Annotated in this window: 16 protein-coding genes; 12 read left to right on the top strand and 4 right to left on the bottom strand. The window is 41.3% G+C overall.

The genetic code is table 11. The features are described 5' to 3' along the window. Positions 1-274: 274 nt before the first annotated feature. Positions 275-733, bottom strand: coding sequence for a hypothetical protein (locus B879_RS02435; RefSeq protein ID WP_009183548.1), 459 nt, complete (start codon positions 731-733; stop codon positions 275-277). Between the two features lie 32 nt (positions 734-765). Further along, positions 766-2184 carry a tagaturonate reductase gene (locus B879_RS02430; protein WP_009183547.1) on the bottom strand — a complete coding sequence of 473 codons (1419 nt, stop codon included), beginning with the start codon at positions 2182-2184 and terminating at the stop codon, positions 766-768. A 106-nt stretch (positions 2185-2290) separates the two neighbouring features. On the opposite strand from B879_RS02430, the gene B879_RS02425 reads away from it, so the two are divergent. From B879_RS02425 to B879_RS02415, 3 genes are all read left to right on the top strand, one after another. Continuing rightward, positions 2291-2584 carry a DUF1330 domain-containing protein gene (locus B879_RS02425; RefSeq protein ID WP_009183546.1) on the top strand — a complete coding sequence of 98 codons (294 nt, stop codon included), beginning with the start codon at positions 2291-2293 and terminating at the stop codon, positions 2582-2584. Positions 2585-2658: 74 nt separating this feature from the next. After that, positions 2659-3666 carry a 3-dehydro-L-gulonate 2-dehydrogenase gene (gene yiaK / locus B879_RS02420; protein ID WP_009183545.1) on the top strand — a complete coding sequence of 336 codons (1008 nt, stop codon included), beginning with the start codon at positions 2659-2661 and terminating at the stop codon, positions 3664-3666. After that, complete coding sequence (locus B879_RS02415) at positions 3663-4688, top strand: Gfo/Idh/MocA family protein (RefSeq protein WP_009183544.1); 1026 nt, start codon at positions 3663-3665, stop codon at positions 4686-4688. The genes yiaK and B879_RS02415 overlap by 4 nt, the downstream gene beginning before the upstream one ends. A 38-nt stretch (positions 4689-4726) precedes the next feature. On the opposite strand, the gene B879_RS02410 is transcribed toward B879_RS02415, so the two are convergent. After that, a complete protein-coding gene (locus B879_RS02410) occupies positions 4727-6367 on the bottom strand; it encodes a UxaA family hydrolase (protein WP_238542069.1) in 1641 nt (546 codons plus the stop codon). Between the two features lie 117 nt (positions 6368-6484). Here B879_RS02410 and B879_RS02405 point away from each other — a divergent pair, with 117 nt between their 5' ends. From B879_RS02405 to B879_RS02385, 5 genes are all read left to right on the top strand, one after another. Beyond that, on the top strand, positions 6485-7480 hold the full coding sequence (locus B879_RS02405; protein WP_009183542.1) for a sugar kinase: 996 nt from the start codon (positions 6485-6487) through the stop codon (positions 7478-7480). A gap of 28 nt (positions 7481-7508) precedes the next feature. Beyond that, positions 7509-8165 carry a beta/alpha barrel domain-containing protein gene (locus B879_RS02400; protein ID WP_009183541.1) on the top strand — a complete coding sequence of 219 codons (657 nt, stop codon included), beginning with the start codon at positions 7509-7511 and terminating at the stop codon, positions 8163-8165. An 8-nt stretch (positions 8166-8173) separates the two neighbouring features. Next, positions 8174-9178 carry a TRAP transporter substrate-binding protein gene (locus B879_RS02395; RefSeq protein ID WP_009183540.1) on the top strand — a complete coding sequence of 335 codons (1005 nt, stop codon included), beginning with the start codon at positions 8174-8176 and terminating at the stop codon, positions 9176-9178. 101 nt (positions 9179-9279) lie between these two features. Further along, positions 9280-9765 (top strand): TRAP transporter small permease, encoded by a 486-nt coding sequence (locus B879_RS02390; RefSeq protein ID WP_009183539.1) that lies wholly within the window; start codon positions 9280-9282, stop codon positions 9763-9765. A gap of 3 nt (positions 9766-9768) precedes the next feature. After that, positions 9769-11064 (top strand): TRAP transporter large permease, encoded by a 1296-nt coding sequence (locus tag B879_RS02385; protein WP_009183538.1) that lies wholly within the window; start codon positions 9769-9771, stop codon positions 11062-11064. A gap of 59 nt (positions 11065-11123) precedes the next feature. Here B879_RS02385 and B879_RS02380 read toward each other — a convergent pair whose 3' ends face one another. Next, a complete protein-coding gene (locus B879_RS02380) occupies positions 11124-11585 on the bottom strand; it encodes a hypothetical protein (protein ID WP_083847921.1) in 462 nt (153 codons plus the stop codon). A 237-nt stretch (positions 11586-11822) separates the two neighbouring features. On the opposite strand from B879_RS02380, the gene B879_RS02375 reads away from it, so the two are divergent. The 4 genes from B879_RS02375 to B879_RS02360 all read left to right on the top strand — a co-directional run bounded on the left by B879_RS02375 (position 11823) and on the right by B879_RS02360 (position 17290). Beyond that, the gene (locus B879_RS02375; RefSeq protein WP_009183536.1) at positions 11823-12578 is read left to right on the top strand and encodes a DUF2092 domain-containing protein; all 756 of its coding nucleotides are present in this window, start codon (positions 11823-11825) and stop codon (positions 12576-12578) included. Between the two features lie 74 nt (positions 12579-12652). Next, a complete protein-coding gene (locus B879_RS02370; RefSeq protein ID WP_238542067.1) occupies positions 12653-13813 on the top strand; it encodes a DUF6515 family protein in 1161 nt (386 codons plus the stop codon). 626 nt (positions 13814-14439) lie between these two features. Next, the gene (locus tag B879_RS23125; protein ID WP_238542066.1) at positions 14440-15078 is read left to right on the top strand and encodes a helix-turn-helix domain-containing protein; all 639 of its coding nucleotides are present in this window, start codon (positions 14440-14442) and stop codon (positions 15076-15078) included. A gap of 103 nt (positions 15079-15181) precedes the next feature. Next, complete coding sequence (locus tag B879_RS02360) at positions 15182-17290, top strand: alkyl/aryl-sulfatase (RefSeq protein ID WP_009183533.1); 2109 nt, start codon at positions 15182-15184, stop codon at positions 17288-17290. Positions 17291-17410 lie beyond the last annotated feature (120 nt).

Raw genomic sequence — 17410 nt, 5'->3', positions numbered from 1 at the left:
GTATAATATTTTATGTTTTTCACATATATGTAAACATTATTCCTGATTTATCCTATTTTCATTTAATAAATAGAATAAAATTGTATTTGCAAAAAATATTCTTAAATTTTTTTTTAATAAAAAAAGATAATTCTAAAATTAAGGACTTATTAATTTTTTTAAAGTAGATAGTTTAACTATTGAAAAAATACAATTTTGGTCAGTGGCTTAACCAATTATTAAGTTAAAATTACGCATTATAGGTTTAAGCTGACAGTGAGATTTTTATTACCAACTATAAAACTTCTAAAATTTCAGCCTTTTTGCCTCTGAATTCATAGATGTCTCCTTTTTTGAGATTGTAAATGACTGAAATCAAAGGAGAATCTTTAGAGACAAGTTGATAGTCTGAGTCATTTAGAGAAATTTTCCCCAAAGCAATTGAAATCCAAAGGGTGCCAATATTCAGTTTCACCAAAGCCCCTTCCTCTACTTTATCTATTTTTTTGGTGGAAATTGCATTTAATTGCGCCAGCATGAATTTGTGTTTTTCAAGCGCTTGCTCTAACATTTTTCTTGATTGGTTGAGCATCTCTTGGTGGGTTTCATATTTGTCACCGGCTGAGCTTTTTTCTTCTGACTCCGATGACTCCTGAAGATCGATCAATTGTTTTTGAATATCTTGAATTTGTACCTTCAGCAGGTCTTGAGCAGCAGAAAATAGCGCTTCTTTTATGTTAATGTTAGCTTCCATAGTACAAAGAAAATGGAAAAAAATCAGATTATTTACTGGCTATGTTTACTAATCTGTAGCTTCAATTCCTTTTCGATCACTTCGATTAAGCCCTCAATTTGAGAAAGGTCCTCTCCCCATAATGCCTTATCACTTAGAAAGGTGTTCACTAATTCATTTAAGCTTTGTTTTTTCTCCCATGCACTTTGGAAAATCTCAAGGATTTTGGGCTCATCTTTCAAGTGTCTTTTCATTCCATTGAAAGTTCCTTTATATAAAAGGAGTAAAGCAGCAAATGATTGCATCAACCCTGTAGGCCAATGGCCCAGCTTTTTATGATAGTCCAAAATAGTAGGTAGTACCCTTACCCTGAATTTTGAAATACTATTTAAGGCTATGGAGGATAATTCATGTCTGATAAATGGGTTGCTGAACCTGTCCAAAACATCCTGAGCAAATGCATCCAGTTCTTTTTTAGGAAGCTCCAAAACCGGAATAATTTCTTGAAAAATAATTTGCCGGATTAAAATTCCCAGTTCATTATTTTCTATGGCTTCCTTTACAGTTTCAATTCCCGCCAATAAACCCAAAGGTACCATTGCGGTATGGGCACCATTTAGAATACGCACCTTTCTGGTCCGATAAGCAGCTAAGTCAGCTACAAATTTGACTTGATGTCCAGCTTGAATGGCAGGGAATCTTTTTATGGTTACTGGACTGGCCTCTATGACCCAAGAATGAAAAGGTTCTGCCACCACCATTAAATGATCTTCATAGCCCAATTGCTCCTGCATCTCCCTGTAATTGTTTTCTGGAAAGCCGGGAACAATTCTATCCACCAAACTATTACAAAAATCTACTGCTTCCATTATCCACCTTTTGAATGCTTCTGGATAATCCCAAAGCGCAATGTATTTCAGAACGGCTGCTTTTAATGCTGCTCCATTGTTTTCAATCAGCTCACAGGGTATTATGCTTAACCCTTTACCCATGTCACCATCAAAAAATTCAAATCTTCTGTAAAGTAAAGCGGTCAGCTTTCCCGGGAAAGTCTTTGGTGTTTGACAGGCTGTTGGAATATCCATTGGATCAAACTGAATTCCAGCCTCGGTGGTATTGGAAATGATCAATTCCAAATCAGGGTTTTCGGCTTGTTGCAAAAAGGAGTTGTACTCTAGGACAGGGTTAATAACCGCTTCTATACAGGTAATCAATTGATGGGAATTGACTGTTTTACCTTTTTCAATACCCTGAATCAGGACATGGTATAAGTTGTCCTGCTCCAGAAATGCTTGGGGAACACTGGTACTATGACTTTGAACAACCACAACAGATCCGTTATAATTGCCCCGCGCATTCATCAGCTCAATCATCCAATCAGCGAATCCCCTTAAAAAGTTGCCACTTCCAAATTGAAGCACTTTTACAGGTCTGTCTGGTATGGGAACGGTTGTTTTATTTAGTTTTTTCATCTTTTTCATCTTTTTCAGCTGTTGAAACAGGCAGTTCTTATTGTCTTCCCATGAATTCTTCCTTTCTTTTGCCGATATTCATTTTACATTACAAAATTAAATAATTATGGCAGCATTGGTATTGGTGGAAGTAAGCATCCATGATCCTGAATTGTATGAGGAATATAAGAAACATACTTTAGCAACCATTACAAAATTTGGTGGAAGATTTGTGGTCAGAGGGGCAAAAACAGAATCCCTGGAAGGGGACTGGAATCCTGAGAGGTTGGTTATTTTGGAGTTTCCCAATGTACAAACAGCGAAGGATTGGTGGAATTCTCCAGAATATTCAGTGGCCAAACAGATTCGATACCAGGCAGCCCAATCTAAAATGCTGGTGGTGGAAAGTGTAGGGCTTTAAGAATTCGGCTTTGCGTGCCAAAAAGTACTTTATAAGTTTTTTCACTTTGAAAATTTACCAAACAAAAATGAGCCATGGAAATTAGAGTGCCAGTAGACCGGGTAAAAAACACACTCCTGGAAATTCTCGGAAAATTTAACTTTCCCCCTGAAAAAGCTGACCGATGTTCAAAACTTTTTATTCAGGCCAGTTTAGATGGAGTGCCTTCCCATGGATTGGATAGATTTCCTGTTTTTATAGATATGGTAAAAAAGGGGCTGGTTAAACCATCAGCTGATCCTGAATTGGTTTTTAGCTTTGGTGTTTTTGAAAGGTGGAACGGTCATTTAGGTCCCGGACCTTCCAATGCCTTTATAGCTATGGAGCGGGCGATACAATTGTCGAGGGAATTTGGATTGGGACTGATAGCCCTTGAAAGTACGAATCATTGGATGAGGGCAGGTAATTATGGTTTGCAGGCTGCTGAAACGGGTTGCATAGGCATCTGTTTCACCAATACCAAGCCCAACATGCCTGCCTGGGGCGGAAGTGAGCCCAAATTGGGTAACAATCCTCTGGTGATTGCCATTCCAAGGAAAAAAGGACACGTGTTATTGGATATGGCCATGTCTCAATTTTCTTATGGGAAAATGAATACTTTTCTAAGAAGGAGAGAAGAAATGCCATTTGAAGCAGGTTTTGACAGCACAGGTAAATTGACCAAATCACCGGCTGAAATCATAGAAAAGGAGTTGGCCTTACCTGTTGGCCTTTGGAAAGGAGCAGGATTATCCATGATGTTGGATATGTTGGCAAGCCTTTTATCAGGAGGACTATCCACCCATGAGATCGGCCAAAGAGGGGAGGAGTATGCCTTGTCCCAGGTCTTTCTATGTCTAGATCCGGTGAAACTGGGAATGGACCAATGGGCAGATCAAAAATTGGATGGAATCATTGATGATTTGAAGCAGTCCCAGGTTTTTGAAGGTCAAGTCCTCCGATACCCCGGGGAACGGATGCTGGATTTACGCAAACAAAACATGGAATTGGGTGTCCCTGTACATGGGGCTGTTTGGGAAAAAATAGTTAATATGTTGTCATGAATAATAAAATTGGAATAGGGATCATAGGAACAGGTGCCATTGCCGTCAAACATGCTGCGGCAATAAGAGAACTTGAAGGTGCTGAACTCCTTGCGGTATGCAGTTCCACAAAAGGAAGGGCCATAGAAGCTAAAAAGACTTTTGGGGTTGAATCTTATGCAGATATCCATTCATTTTTAAAGCATCCCCAATTGGATTTGATTGCCATCTGTACGGCTAGTGGCCATCATATGGGGCCTGCTTTAACATCCATAGCCGCTGGTAAACATGTATTGATTGAAAAACCTATCGAAATCAATCTGAAAAGAGCGGATCAAATCATTCAGGCTGCGAGAGAAAATGGAGTGAAGCTGGGGGTGATTTTTCAAAACAGGTTCAATCCTGACTATATCCAACTTAAAAAAGCCTTACAGGAAGGACTGCTTGGTAAGCTGTTTCTAGGAAATGCTTATGTGAATTGGTTTAGAGATGAAGCCTATTATAAGAGTAGTCCTTGGAAAGGCACTGTAGAGGGAGATGGTGGAGGCGCTTTGATCAATCAGGCCATTCACACCATAGACCTGTTATTGGATTGTATGGGAGCGGTTCATTCTGTTTTTGGAAAAACGGACACACTTCATCATAAAATTGAAACGGAAGATAGCGCTACTGCTGTGGTAGAATTCAAGAATGGAGCTTTAGGTACCATTACTGCCTCCACCGCCATTTCTCCGGGATATCCTGAGCGTTTGGAAATCTATGGCAGCAAAGGTTCAATCATTTTAGAAGGAGGGAAAATCAAAGCTTGGGACATACAAGGGGAACCATCCAGGATAATGAACTCACCTGCGGGCAAGAATTCAGGAGCATCAGATCCCATGGCTATCGGTCATCAATGGCATTTGGAGCAGTACAAGGACTTTTTGAACGCTATTCAAGAAGATAGAGCACCATTGGTCAATGGGGAGGAAGGGATTAAATCTTTAGCCTTGATTGAGGGAATTTATCAGTCATCTAAATTGGGTAAGTTGGTGTTTTTATAGGCAGGCCTGCTTTGTTTTTGGAAAGACGTGGTTCCACTTTACAAGGAAACCCCTCTTTTCCAGGGGATAAAGTCATCCTGTCTCAGCCTATCTGCTTTTGTTTTAATCTCACCTGAGGCCACCTGGATGATGTATTCCAAAATCTCCTCTCCACAATTTTCTATTGTTTTTTCACCGGTAATAATCCCTCCGGTATCTACATCGATGATGTCCGGCATTTTTTTAGCCAAAGCCGTATTGGTGGAAATCTTAATCACGGGGGCAATTGGATTACCGGTAGGCGTTCCCAAGCCTGTGGTAAATAAGATGATATTGGCCCCTGAACCTGCCATTGCAGTGGTGCTCTCCACATCATTTCCAGGGGTGCACAGCAAATTTAAACCAGGTTTAGTGGCATATTCTGTATAATCAAGTACATCTGTAATAGGGGATGTGCCTCCCTTTTTGGCTGCACCCGCCGATTTGATGGCATCTGTGATCAAACCGTCTTTGATATTCCCCGGTGAGGGATTCATGTCAAAACCTGAACCTACAGAAAGTGCGGCATTGGCATAGGATTGCATCAAATGGGCAAATTTGTCTGCCGTTTGGTCTTCCACACAGCGGTTGATCAATTCCTGCTCCACCCCACATAATTCAGGGAATTCCGAAAGCATGGTTTTTCCTCCTAAGGTTACTATCATGTCTGAGACATGACCAACCGCTGGATTGGCAGAAATACCCGAAAAGCCATCGCTTCCCCCGCATTCCAAACCAATGGTGAGTTTTTCCAAGGGACTTGACTTACGTTCAATTTTGTTGGTATCTGCCATGGCCAGGAAGGTTTTTTTGATGGCCTGCGATAACATGTGGGATTCTGTACCTTCTTTTTGCTGCTCCAGAAATATGATGGGTTTAGCGTTTTCAGTAGTCAAAATCTTCAACTTTTCCTGCAGGATCTCAAACTGGGCATTTTGGCAACCAAGACTCAAGACGGTTGCCCCAGCCACATTAGGGTTATGAATGTATCCGGCAAATAATGCACATAAGCTTTCTGAATCCTGCCGGGTTCCTCCGCATCCTCCTTGGTGTGTCAGGAACTTGATGCCATCGATATTATTGAACAATCTATTTTCTAAAGAGGAAGCAATTTGATCCATATGAAGGGAATCGATCGCCCCCAAATCTCCCTGAAGGTATAATTCCTTCATTTGATGGACCATATTTTTGTAGGGGTTTGATTTCCCAAAACCCAATTCCTCCTCAAATGCCTGTCGGATAACCTCCACATTTCTATTCTCACAAAATACCAAGGGGATCACCAACCAATAATTGGCTGTACCCACCTGCCCATCTGCTCTGTGATAGCCTTTGAAAGTTCTGTTGCGAAACTTTTCAATATCAGGTACCTTCCATTGCAGCTGCTTATTTCTTTTCCCAAATCCACTCGTTTCATGTATGATATTACTGGTAGTGATAAGGCTTCCTTTTTCCAAAAATGTTTGTGTTTTACCTACCACCACACCATACATGATGACCAATCCACCTGCCTTAATGTCATGGATGGTCAGTTTATGTTTTGAAGGGATGTGCTGTTTTGTTTCAATTTTTGTTCCTTGATGATCGATTACTTCACCTTTTTGAATATCAGTCAATGCCACCAAAACATTGTCTTTTTCATGGATTTGGATGGTCTTCATTGCTTTTTCCGCTTTTATGTTCAATAAATTTTTGAAATCGTTTGCATAATCTATGGGTAACAATACCACTTATGAAAATTTAAGTGATTATTTTCAGCTTTGAATAGATTTTATCAAATGAGCAAAAAAATTATCACAATTGGTGAAGTAATGATGCGTTTCAGTACCCCTGGGCATGAAAGATTTCTGCAAGCTGATACCTATCACCTTACATTTGGGGGAGCGGAAGCCAATGTTGCTGTTTCATTGGCCCAATTGGGTATGAAGGTCTCACATGTTACCGCTTTTCCGGACAATGATTTTGGATTGGCGGCCAAATCCTTTTTGAGGCAAATGGGCTTAGAAACAGATCAGGTGTATTTGAAAGAAGGCAGAATGGGACTCTATTTTTTAGAAAATGGCGCCATGCAGCGATCTTCCAAAATCATTTATGATCGCTTTGATTCTGTTTTTTCCCATTTTAAGGGAGATGAAATTGACTGGAACCAGGTATTTGAAGGGGCGGACTGGTTTCACTGGACAGGAATTACTCCAGCAGTTTCCCAGGAAGCCGCTGACCTGTTATTGACAGCACTCAAGGTGGCCAATGAAAAAGGAATTACCGTCAGTGGAGACATCAATTACAGGCGTAACCTTTGGCAATACGGAAAAGGGCCTTTGGATATCATGCCAGAGCTGATCCGTTATACCCATGTACTCGTAGCCGGTAAATCTGATTTTGAAAATTGCATGGACATTCAGGCAGAGGATTGGATAGCCTGCTGTTATGAGGCCAAGAAATATTATCCCCAAATCAAATACATCACCAAAACCAAAAGGGAATCGGTTTCTGCTTCCCATAATAAAATCCATGGTGTCCTTTGGAATGGAACGGAAATCCTGAACTCAAAACCCTATGAAATCACCCATATAGTGGATAGGGTTGGGGGAGGAGATGCCTACATGGCCGGGCTAATCTATGGCCTTATGCACATGGAGGAACAGGAGGCTTTGGAATTTGCGACTGCTGCCACGGTATTGAAGCACAGTATCCCAGGGGATGCCAACTTGGTCAAACTGTCCGAAATCTTGGACTTAATGCATGAAAAGAATGTCGGAAAATTGATGCGCTGACATCGACAATTATATAAAACAATAAACCATGAACCACCAAAAAATATTGGACACAGTAGTCCAAAGTGGACTTGTTCCCTTATTTACCCATCATGACTTGGAATTGACCAAATCTGTTTTGGATGTGGCCTATGAATCAGGAGTGAGGGTTTTTGAATATACCAATAGGCATAGCAATGCTTTTGAAGTTTTCAAGTCCTTGAAAGTGTATGCAGAAAAGTACCCTGACCTGATGTTGGGCATAGGAACCATCTTTGAAGTGGAAGAAGCACAAAAATTCCATTATGCGGGTGCTGATTTTATCATTTCACCGGCGATGTTGACGGATGTTGCCCGTTTTTGTCAAACCAGAGGCATTTTTTATGTGCCGGGCTGCGCTACCATCACAGAAGTTCATACCGGTAAAAAACTGGGGTCAAGACTGATTAAAATTTTTCCGGGGAATGTGGTAGGCCCTGCCTTTGTAAAAGCTGTGCTTTCTGTGATTCCGGATATCAGATTGATGGCTACAGGTGGGGTAGAACCTAATGAAACCAATCTCAGGTCATGGTTTAATGCAGGAGTACATTGTGTAGGGATGGGCTCCCAACTTTTTGATGTTAAAGCATTGGAAAAAGGTGATTTCCAAGGTCTGAAGACCAATATCGAACAATCTTTGACCATCATTCAAAATCTGAAAAAATGATGCATCCCATGGGTTTAAGGTATTTCGTGAAAGCACTGTTAAAATGGATTTTTGGAATAGCGATGGTGCTGACTTTCAGTACCTGTAGTGGTCCCGGTGGCGTAAGAATCATCAAGATGGGCCATGGCTTAGGTGTCACTCACCCTGTTCATGAAGCCATGGTTTACATGGCCGACAGAATAGAAGAAAAATCCCAGGGCAGGATGATCGTTAAAGTTTATCCCAATCAGCAGTTGGGAACGGAAAGGGAATTGGTGGAATTGCTTCAAATTGGCAGCTTGGGTATGACCAAAGTGTCTTCTGCCACTTTGGAAAGTTTTGCTCCCCCCATGCAGGTCTTATCCATGCCCTACCTTTTCAGAGATGATGCCCATAGGGATAAGGTTTTGAAAGGCCCCATTGGCCAAAAATTGCTTTTAGAAAGTGAAGACTTCTGGTTAAGAGGCTTGTGTTATTACGATGCCGGAAAGAGGTCTTTTTATTCCAAAAATAAGCCCATTGAAACTCCGGAAGATCTAAAAGGATTAAAAATCAGGGTCCTGGAAAGCAATATGGCCACCAACATGATCAAGAGTTTTGGAGGTTCGCCGACGCCGATTTCCTATGGAGAATTGTATACAGCATTGCAACAGGGAATAGTAGATGCCGCTGAAAACAATCCTCCCAGCCTTTTCACTTCCAGGCATTATGAGGTTTGCAAATTTTATTCCATCAATGAACATACGGCAATTCCGGATGTGGTCATCATCAGTACCAAAGTTTGGAATAACCTCAGTCAGGAAGAACAGCAATGGATTCAGGAGGCAGCTGATGAATCTGCTGATTATCAATACAAACTTTGGGAAGCTTCGGTGGAATTGTCTTTACAGGAAATGGAAAAAGCAGGTGTAACTATCACTTATCCTGACCCTAGCCCTTTTCGGCAGGCAGTAGAGGTGATGTACGATAATTTTAAGACAACACAACCTGAATTATACGACATCATTGAGGAAATCAGAAAAACCGGGGAGTGATGTTAAACCTGATTTCAGTTGGGATTGCCTTAAGCAATGAAAAATGCTTAAGCCTAAATTGATTGCTAAAAAAATAGACACTAGGAATAAAACTATCATTTATGAAAGCAACCTTCAAATCAAATGTGGATAAGTTTGTGGCAGGAGTTCTCATTTTTTTGATGGGGATCATGGTGGTGAATGTGACCTGGCAAGTGGTTTCCCGCTACATCTTTCAAAACCCCAGTTCATTTACTGATGAGTTGTCCAGGTTTATGCTGATTTGGTTGGGTATGTTAGGGGCTGCATATGTGGCAGGCCAAGACCAGCATTTGGCCATTGATATTTTCCCACAAAAACTTGTGGGAAAAAGCCGGGCAAAGCTCATGATTTTTATTTACAGCCTTGTTCTGCTTTTTGCTTTTTTGGTCATGGTCTTAGGAGGTAGTAACCTGGTCTACATCACTTACATTTTGGGACAAAAATCAGCTACCCTGCAGCTTCCTTTGGCCTATGTGTACAGCATTATTCCCATTAGCGGACTTCTTGTCGCCTACTATCAGATCTATCAATTGAACCAACAAAGTATTTTGCTTAAAGCCCAATAACCTATGGAATACATCAGTATACTTATTCTTGTTTTATCCTTTATCACCTTGATGGGAATTGGTGTTCCTGTGGCCTGGAGCTTGGGTATTGCCAGTTTTTTGACCCTTTTGGTTTCTGTGGCAGCCATTCCTTCCGCTACTACCATTGCACAAAGGATGGGCACCGGCCTGGATAGTTTTGCCTTATTGGCCATCCCATTCTTTGTCCTTGCCGGTGAAATCATGAACCGGGGGGGTATTGCCAATAGGTTAATTGAAATGGCCAAGGCCATGACAGGGAAATTGCCCGGCGGATTACTATATGTCAATGTGATAGCCGCCATGTTGTTTGGTGCCATTGCAGGTTCTGCCGCAGCAGCAGTGTCTGCTATTGGTGGAATTTTGGGCAAAAGGATGGAGCAGGAAGGTTACCCAAAGGGATTGGGTGCTGCGGTCAACATCACCTCATCTACTACAGGTCTCATCATTCCCCCTTCCAACATCCTGATTGTGTATTCTTTGGCCTCAGGAGGGGTTTCTATTGCAGCCCTTTTTGTTGCAGGTTATTTACCCGGGATTTTTATTGGCTTGGTATTGATGTTAACTGCGGCCATTTTCATCAAAAAGCATAACCTGCCTGAAGGGGAAGTAAGCTCCTTTAAAGAATTGTTTGAAAAATCTGTACGGGCTTTTCCGGCATTGCTGCTACTTTTCATTGTGATTGGTGGGATAGTCGCCGGAGTGTTTACCGCGACAGAAGCTTCCGCCATAGCAGTGGTATATACTTTAGCCTTATCCTTTTTCTATAAAGAATTAAAGGTTAAGGATTTGCCTGCCATTTTATTGAAATCATCCGAGACCACAGCGGTTGTTTTGCTTTTAGTGGCAACCTCTATGAGTATGTCATGGGTGATGTCGAGTGAAGACATTCCCCAATCCATCAGCGAAGCCCTACTTTCCTTGAGTGACAATATTTTTGTCATTTTGATCATCATCAATTTAATGCTGCTCTTCGTAGGGATTTTTATGGATATGACTCCGGCAGTATTGATCTTTACGCCGATTTTCTTGCCCGTGGTTACTGCTTTGGGGGTAGACCCTGTGCATTTTGGCATTATCATGATTTTGAACCTTTGTATAGGCCTTTGTACACCTCCAGTGGGTTCTGTACTTTTCCTTGGGGTTCAGGTCGCGCAAATGAGCATTCAGAAGGCAGTCAAACCATTGATACCCTTCTTTATTGCCATGATTTTGGGATTGATTGTGGTGACGTTATGGCCTGGCTTGACATTATGGCTGCCTAGGTTATTTGGGTTGTAATGAAAAAAAACAGGCTGTCTCCAAAAAGAGGACAGCCTGTTTTTTTTATCCATTAAAAATTATTTCTCACCTATGAATGGCAAGCTTTCGGCAAGTGCAAGTAGGATGGTATTTTGAATATAGGTATCCAACTGTAAAAACCTGGCGGTTTCCATAGGAGAAATCACCTTATTGAATTGTTTATGGTACTTTTTGTGGAGGGCATTGATGGCAGCGTTGTTCCTGATGATGGATTTGGTAATGTCATTGGCATCTGCATCATTGAGATTATCGAATTTTTCAAGGTAATCATTGATGGTTTTTATTCTGTTCCGAATAAGCGCCCTTCTTTCATTTTCATAATTGTCATAGACTGTCCAAAATTGTGCATTCCTGTCATAACCCATATATTCCTCAATCAAGGCCCTTTTTTCCATGCCGAAGGCACTTTGGATCAGGGTAATTTCATCATCAATGGATTGGGCCCAAAGAAAAGCGGGACTTAACAATATTGCTGCAATAAGAATAAATCTGATTTTCATATAAGTATATTTTGGTTGGTTTTTAATTTTTTGATGGTAAATCAAGTTTTATACAAGATAAAAATAGTTTTTCTAATGAAATTTAAAATTCCGATTTAGATAGGTAACACGAAAGGTTAATCGGTGATTCTTTGCCAAATTTTAATGATTGTTTGCAATAATCAGGTCAAGGCAATTCATTCTAAGAATGAATTGTGCTGATCTTGGTTTAACTTTAAGGAAAGAAATTTCAGCGGTATGAAAAAAATATTTTTGTGGATCTTCCTATTTAGTATCATGATCCATGGAAAAGCTCAGGAAGCACATGTAGATCCGGGTGCAGTAATCATTTTGGACAGAATGAGCGAAATCATTGGGGACCTGAATTCCTGTAGTTTTACAGTGCACACTTCCAATGAAAAGTTTGATCCCGAAAAAGGCTTTGTCAAAAGCTTCCACAAGCATGAAGTGTATATGGCCGGGCCAGATAAAATGCATGTGTTAAATGAGGGCTCAAATGGTAAGACGGGTTACTGGTACCATGGAGACCTATTGCTGTATTATGCGGTGAATACCAATCAATATGGATTTATTGAAACGCCGGATAATATTATCGAAACCATTGATTTTGTTTACCAAGAATACGATTTGGAATTTCCTGCAGCTGATTTCTTTTATCCGGGCTTTACAGACGATCTGCTTGAAACTCACGAGCGGGTGACTTATGAAGGTTTGGTGAATATCAATGGGGTAGAAGCCCATCACATTGTGGCCTATGGAAAGGAAACCAATGTGCAGATCTGGGTCAGCAACGATACCTTTGCACTGCCCATACGTTATTTGATCCATGACCTTGCTACAGATAAACCTCTTCAGTTTGAGGGTGTGTTTTCCAATTGGGCATTGAATCCCATACTTCCCGATGCCATGTTTGACTTTGTGGTGCCTGAAAGTGCCAGTAGAGTCAGTATCCTTTCTAAATCATCCACTTACAGTAATATTTCCGACCAATGATGGCCTTCAAGTCTTTCCATAAAATATCCCTTTTGGGTTTCATTTTACTTTTCTTTTTTTTCAATCCCATTACCATGGAAGCCCAAAGGATGAATCATCCTTCTTCAGCCCGGTCTGCAGGGGCTTCAAGAGCTGCTTCACCTGGAGGAGGAGGGAATATGTCTAGACCTCCTTCAGGAGGAGCAGCTAGGCCCGCAACCCCTCCTTCGCGTCCGGCCACGGCACCTTCTTCAAGGCCTTCCAATACGCCTAATAGACCAAGTACGGCACCTGGCAGTAGACCCGCTAATCCAAGCATGAACAATCCCTCCCAAAGGGGAAATATCAATGGTGGAGCACAACGATCCCCTGACAGAAGGGTCAATACCCAAAATGCAACCCAAGACCGCTCCATCAACTCAGCAAGGGATCAAAGAGACAGGGGAGATTTTAATAGGGGGAATCAAGCTGGCTCCGACAGAACTGGAAACAGGACAGCCAATAGAGGAGGAAATGACAGGGGAGGAGCAGATAGGGGAAATATCAGGGACGGCAACAGAAATCCAGGAGGCAATAATGTCGGAAGGCCTTCCCGGCCGGGTGGAAATAATATCAATATAGGCAATAATAACAACATCAATATCAATGCACAACGCAACACCGTAGTCAGGGTGAACATGATGCATCCCATGATGATGAGGCCTCCTTTTATGTGGGGGGGCATGAGGGTTTTTGCTTTCCACTCCTTTTTCTGGTTTCCTTTTAGGCCCTTTTTCTGGGGTCCTATGTGGCATCCTTGGGGTTTTCATACGCCTATGCTTCCACCTCAGGCACAGGTGGTCAATGTAGTCAATGAAACCAATATCACGAATGTGACAAACGTGACCAATATCATCAATGAATACCATTATGTAGATGGTGTTTTCTACCAGAAAGATGATGAAGGCTATGTGGTAGTTCCTGCCCCTATAGGTGCAGAGGTAAGCCAGATTCCTGACAACTTTGAAAGAGTGGAGGTCGGTGAAAATGAATACAATTTTTATTGGGGTGGAGCCTATTTTGAGGAGACAGCCAATGGATTTAGGGTGGTGCCTCCTGTGGCAGGTACCCTGGTTGAAAACCTCTCTGAAGGGGGTGAAGAAGTTAAAATTGGGGACAGGACCTTTATCCGCTTTGGGGAAACCTATTATCAGCCGGTTCAGGTCAATGGAAAAAACATGTATGAGGTAGTGTATATTGAAATAGATGAAGAATAATATTTAGAAGAAGTTATCCTTACATATTGTTTTTTGCCTAAAAATTATTGATTTTCATACCGGTCATTATGGTATGAAACCAATAGTTTTTTATGGAAATATACCTCGATTGGAAAAATTCAATTTACCTGAGTTCTCAGTTAATTGGTTGTCTTATTGGATTTCTTCTGATTGGCAATGGATACAAAAAAAACCCATCGAATATTATTTTGGGTTTTATATTAATTAGTCTTTCGTACATAGCCTTTATTTCCTGGCTCGTCCATTCAGGTAATTTTATTTATTTTCCCCAATTGTACAGGACGGGAAACCTAGTGTCACTTGTAACGATTCCTTTTATTTTCTTGTATGTTCAGACGGTTATTCTCAGCAGGAAGGTTAAACCGACTGATTTGCTACATTTTCTGCCAGCTTTAATTTTTTTAGTCGATTTTTGGCCGGTTTTTATGTTGAACCCCCAAGAAAAATTAAAGCTGATTGAGTCAGAGATCTCTGATCCTGCTTTGTTTACCCAATATAATCAATCGAGGTTTTTCTCTTCCAATTTTTACACCTCTTTTCGAACCATTTTATTGGTTACTTATTGGATAGCTTCTTTAAGCTTGGTTTTGAAATGCCAATCCAAGATGCGTAAAACTTTCACAGATTTTGGAAAAACCTGGTTTAGTTGGATCAAGATTTTTTTGGGATTTGAATTATTATTGTTTATGCCATATTTGATTTTCATTAGGTCGGCTGATCCGCTCTTTGCTTTCGAATTGCTTCATTTTTTCGCAGCGGTTTTTACTTTGGGAGCTGGGGTAAGCTTGTTGTTTTTTCCTACACTGCTGTATGGTCTCAATGTAGAAAAACACATCGAGCAGAAAATCAAAGAAAAAACAGATACAAAAGATATTTTGACCCAGCAGAAGGTTTCAGAAATAGAAGCCAAATTAAAAGCTGTATTGGATCAAGAGAAAATTTTTTTGAACAGGGGATATTCTATTCATAATCTTGCTTTGGATACTGGTGTACCTGGTTATTTGTTGACCTTATTTATCAACCATCATTTAGATTGCAGCTTTTCAGATTTTATCAATCAAAAAAGAATTGATGAGGCTTGCCTGCTGATTGATTCCGGTAACTATAATCACCTTTCCATCAATGGATTGGCTGAATTGGCCGGTTTTAATAACAGGAATTCCTTTACCCAAGCTTTCCAAAAATTTAAGAACATCCCTCCATCAGCGTATATCAAGTCCTCAAAGGAAAAAACAGGCAAATAATCTCGCAAAGATTTATCAATTCTTGTCAACCCTACAAAGTAGAAAATAGAAGTAGCCGGTAATTCTAGGGTAATTTGTAATGTCATATCAAATTTATCCGACTATGAAGACAATTAATAAATTTCAGTACATTCTATCTTTTTTTATATCAGCATCAATGCTCATTTCCTGTTCATCTGGTGACTATTCAAGTGGTTCCGATGATGCCAATCTTGAGGTAAGCGGTCATTTTGATCCCAAAGGGAAAGGCCCCTCAAGTCACACCATTAAAATTCTGGATGAGGCCAGGAGAACCCTTCCTTTTTCTGACACCAGGGATTTTGAAGAAAACGAAAAAGGTTTTATTGCTGCGATGATGGAGCGTCAGATTAAAGCCAATGCCGGGCATATTGCCTGGGATATGGATGCTTTTAATTTTATTGATGAACAGGAGGAATATAGCAGTGTACATCCCTCCCTTCACCGTATTGCCAAACTCAACCAGAACTACGGTTTATATGAAGTCATTCCAGGTATTTATCAAGTGCGTGGCATTGACCTGGCTCAGATTACATTTATACGCGGTAAAAAGGGATGGATAGCCTACGATGTACTGGTAAGTGCTGAGACCGCAGCGGCTTCATGGAGACTTTTCCAGGAGCACATAGGTGGGGGATTGCCGATTACCACAGTAATCTATTCTCACAATCACGGAGACCATTGGGGTGGTGTTAGAGGATTGATTACTGATGAAGATGTAGCTTCAGGGCGTGTACAGGTTATTGCTCCGGATGGCTTTATGGATCACCTTGTTGCTGAGAACGTATTTGCAGGTAATGCCATGAACAGGCGCCTTTTCTATCAGTATGGTCTGTTATTGCCAAGGAGTCCATATGGCTATGTAACCCAAGGTCTTGGACATTTGATATCACAAGGATCAGTAGGACTAATAGCACCTACAAAATTGATCACCAAACCTATTGAGGAAGTAATGGTGGATGGTGTAAGGATGATTTTCCAACTAACCCCTGATACTGAGGCTCCTGCTGAAATGAACACCTATTTTCCTGACATGAAGGCCCTTTGGATGGCAGAAAATATAATGCACGGCATGCACAATATTTACACCTTGCGTGGTGCTCCGGTCCGCGATGCCCTGAATTGGTCCAAATACATCAATGAGGCGCTGTACCTGTTTGGACAGGAAGCCGAGGTGATGTTCGCCTCGCATCATTGGCCACGCTGGGGCAACGAGCGCATCCAGGAGATACTTCGGGCTCAGCGCGATGCATACGCCCACCTGAACAATCAGGTGCTACACCATGCCAATCAGGGTGTAACCATCAATCAAATTCATAATGTGTACGAAGTACCACATTCTTTGCAAAAATCTTGGTACACCCGCGATTACCATGGATCTCACCAGAATAATTCCAGAGCAGTAATACAGCGCTATCTTGGGTATTGGGACAACAATCCCACCACTTTGTTTCCTCTCTCTCCTGAAGAATCAGCGCCTCTTTATGTTGAAATGATGGGAGGTTCCAAAAAGATTATGGCCAAAGGCAAAGAACTGATCAGAGATGGCAAGTACAAGCATGCAACAGAAATACTTAACCGTCTCGTGCAAGCCGAACCAGGCAATCAGGAGGCTAAGGATTTGTTGGCAGATGCCTTCGAGCAAATCGGTTATCAACAAGAAAACCCGGGACTTCGTAACAGCTTTCTCGCCGGTGCATACGAACTCAGAAATGACATTCCTGCTTCTGCCATACCGAACTCCAGCAGTCCTGATGTGATCCGCGTGATGACCACAGGTCAGTTTCTCGACTTCCTCGCAATCCGGATGGATGGCCGAAAAACCCAAGGGATGAAGTATGGTATAAATCTTATCACCCCTGACAATGGTGAGAAGTATGCCATCGAATTAAGCAATGAGACGTTGACCAATATAAAAGGCTATGTACTCCCTAATCCCGATTTGGAGATTACCATCAATCGTAAAGACCTCGAAATAGTAATGATGGGCCAGAAGACTTTGGTGGATATGATCAAAGATGGCACGACAAAAACCCAAGGCGATCCAAGTATCCTTGCTAAAATCGGAGAGGCTATGGTCACCTTTGACCCGAGATTCCCAATCATGCCGGGGACCAAACTGCGTGGCTCAGAAACAATAAGTAAGGCCGATGCTTACTCAGCAGAAAAGTTGCCTCGTAATAATCCTGAATGAGGATGAATCTTGTTTTAATATTTGATCAAAGCCCCTGCGGATTTTTCTCTTTGCAGAGGCTTTGGTTTCAAAATCAGTTTTGAAGAAGATTTGAAATCTGTTAGTGGATTCAAGTCGCAA

The sequence above is a fragment of the Cecembia lonarensis LW9 genome (assembly GCF_000298295.1).
Lineage (GTDB): Bacteria > Bacteroidota > Bacteroidia > Cytophagales > Cyclobacteriaceae > Cecembia > Cecembia lonarensis.
Note: the sequence above shows the minus strand (reverse complement) of the source record. Positions and strands in the feature narration are given on the sequence as shown.

Bases quoted from the DNA above. Each gene is read 5' to 3' on its own strand.
- B879_RS02435 (WP_009183548.1), bottom strand. From the start codon at position 733: ATGGAAGCTAACATTAACATAAAAGAAGCGCTATTTTCTGCTGCTCAA.
- B879_RS02430 (WP_009183547.1), bottom strand. From the start codon at position 2,184: ATGAAAAAACTAAATAAAACAACCGTTCCCATACCAGACAGACCTGTA.
- B879_RS02425 (WP_009183546.1), top strand. From the start codon at position 2,291: ATGGCAGCATTGGTATTGGTGGAAGTAAGCATCCATGATCCTGAATTG.
- yiaK (WP_009183545.1), top strand. From the start codon at position 2,659: ATGGAAATTAGAGTGCCAGTAGACCGGGTAAAAAACACACTCCTGGAA.
- B879_RS02415 (WP_009183544.1), top strand. From the start codon at position 3,663: ATGAATAATAAAATTGGAATAGGGATCATAGGAACAGGTGCCATTGCC.
- B879_RS02410 (WP_238542069.1), bottom strand. From the start codon at position 6,367: ATGAAGACCATCCAAATCCATGAAAAAGACAATGTTTTGGTGGCATTG.
- B879_RS02405 (WP_009183542.1), top strand. From the start codon at position 6,485: ATGAGCAAAAAAATTATCACAATTGGTGAAGTAATGATGCGTTTCAGT.
- B879_RS02400 (WP_009183541.1), top strand. From the start codon at position 7,509: ATGAACCACCAAAAAATATTGGACACAGTAGTCCAAAGTGGACTTGTT.
- B879_RS02395 (WP_009183540.1), top strand. From the start codon at position 8,174: ATGGGTTTAAGGTATTTCGTGAAAGCACTGTTAAAATGGATTTTTGGA.
- B879_RS02390 (WP_009183539.1), top strand. From the start codon at position 9,280: ATGAAAGCAACCTTCAAATCAAATGTGGATAAGTTTGTGGCAGGAGTT.
- B879_RS02385 (WP_009183538.1), top strand. From the start codon at position 9,769: ATGGAATACATCAGTATACTTATTCTTGTTTTATCCTTTATCACCTTG.
- B879_RS02380 (WP_083847921.1), bottom strand. From the start codon at position 11,585: ATGAAAATCAGATTTATTCTTATTGCAGCAATATTGTTAAGTCCCGCT.
- B879_RS02375 (WP_009183536.1), top strand. From the start codon at position 11,823: ATGAAAAAAATATTTTTGTGGATCTTCCTATTTAGTATCATGATCCAT.
- B879_RS02370 (WP_238542067.1), top strand. From the start codon at position 12,653: ATGGAAGCCCAAAGGATGAATCATCCTTCTTCAGCCCGGTCTGCAGGG.
- B879_RS23125 (WP_238542066.1), top strand. From the start codon at position 14,440: ATGCGTAAAACTTTCACAGATTTTGGAAAAACCTGGTTTAGTTGGATC.
- B879_RS02360 (WP_009183533.1), top strand. From the start codon at position 15,182: ATGAAGACAATTAATAAATTTCAGTACATTCTATCTTTTTTTATATCA.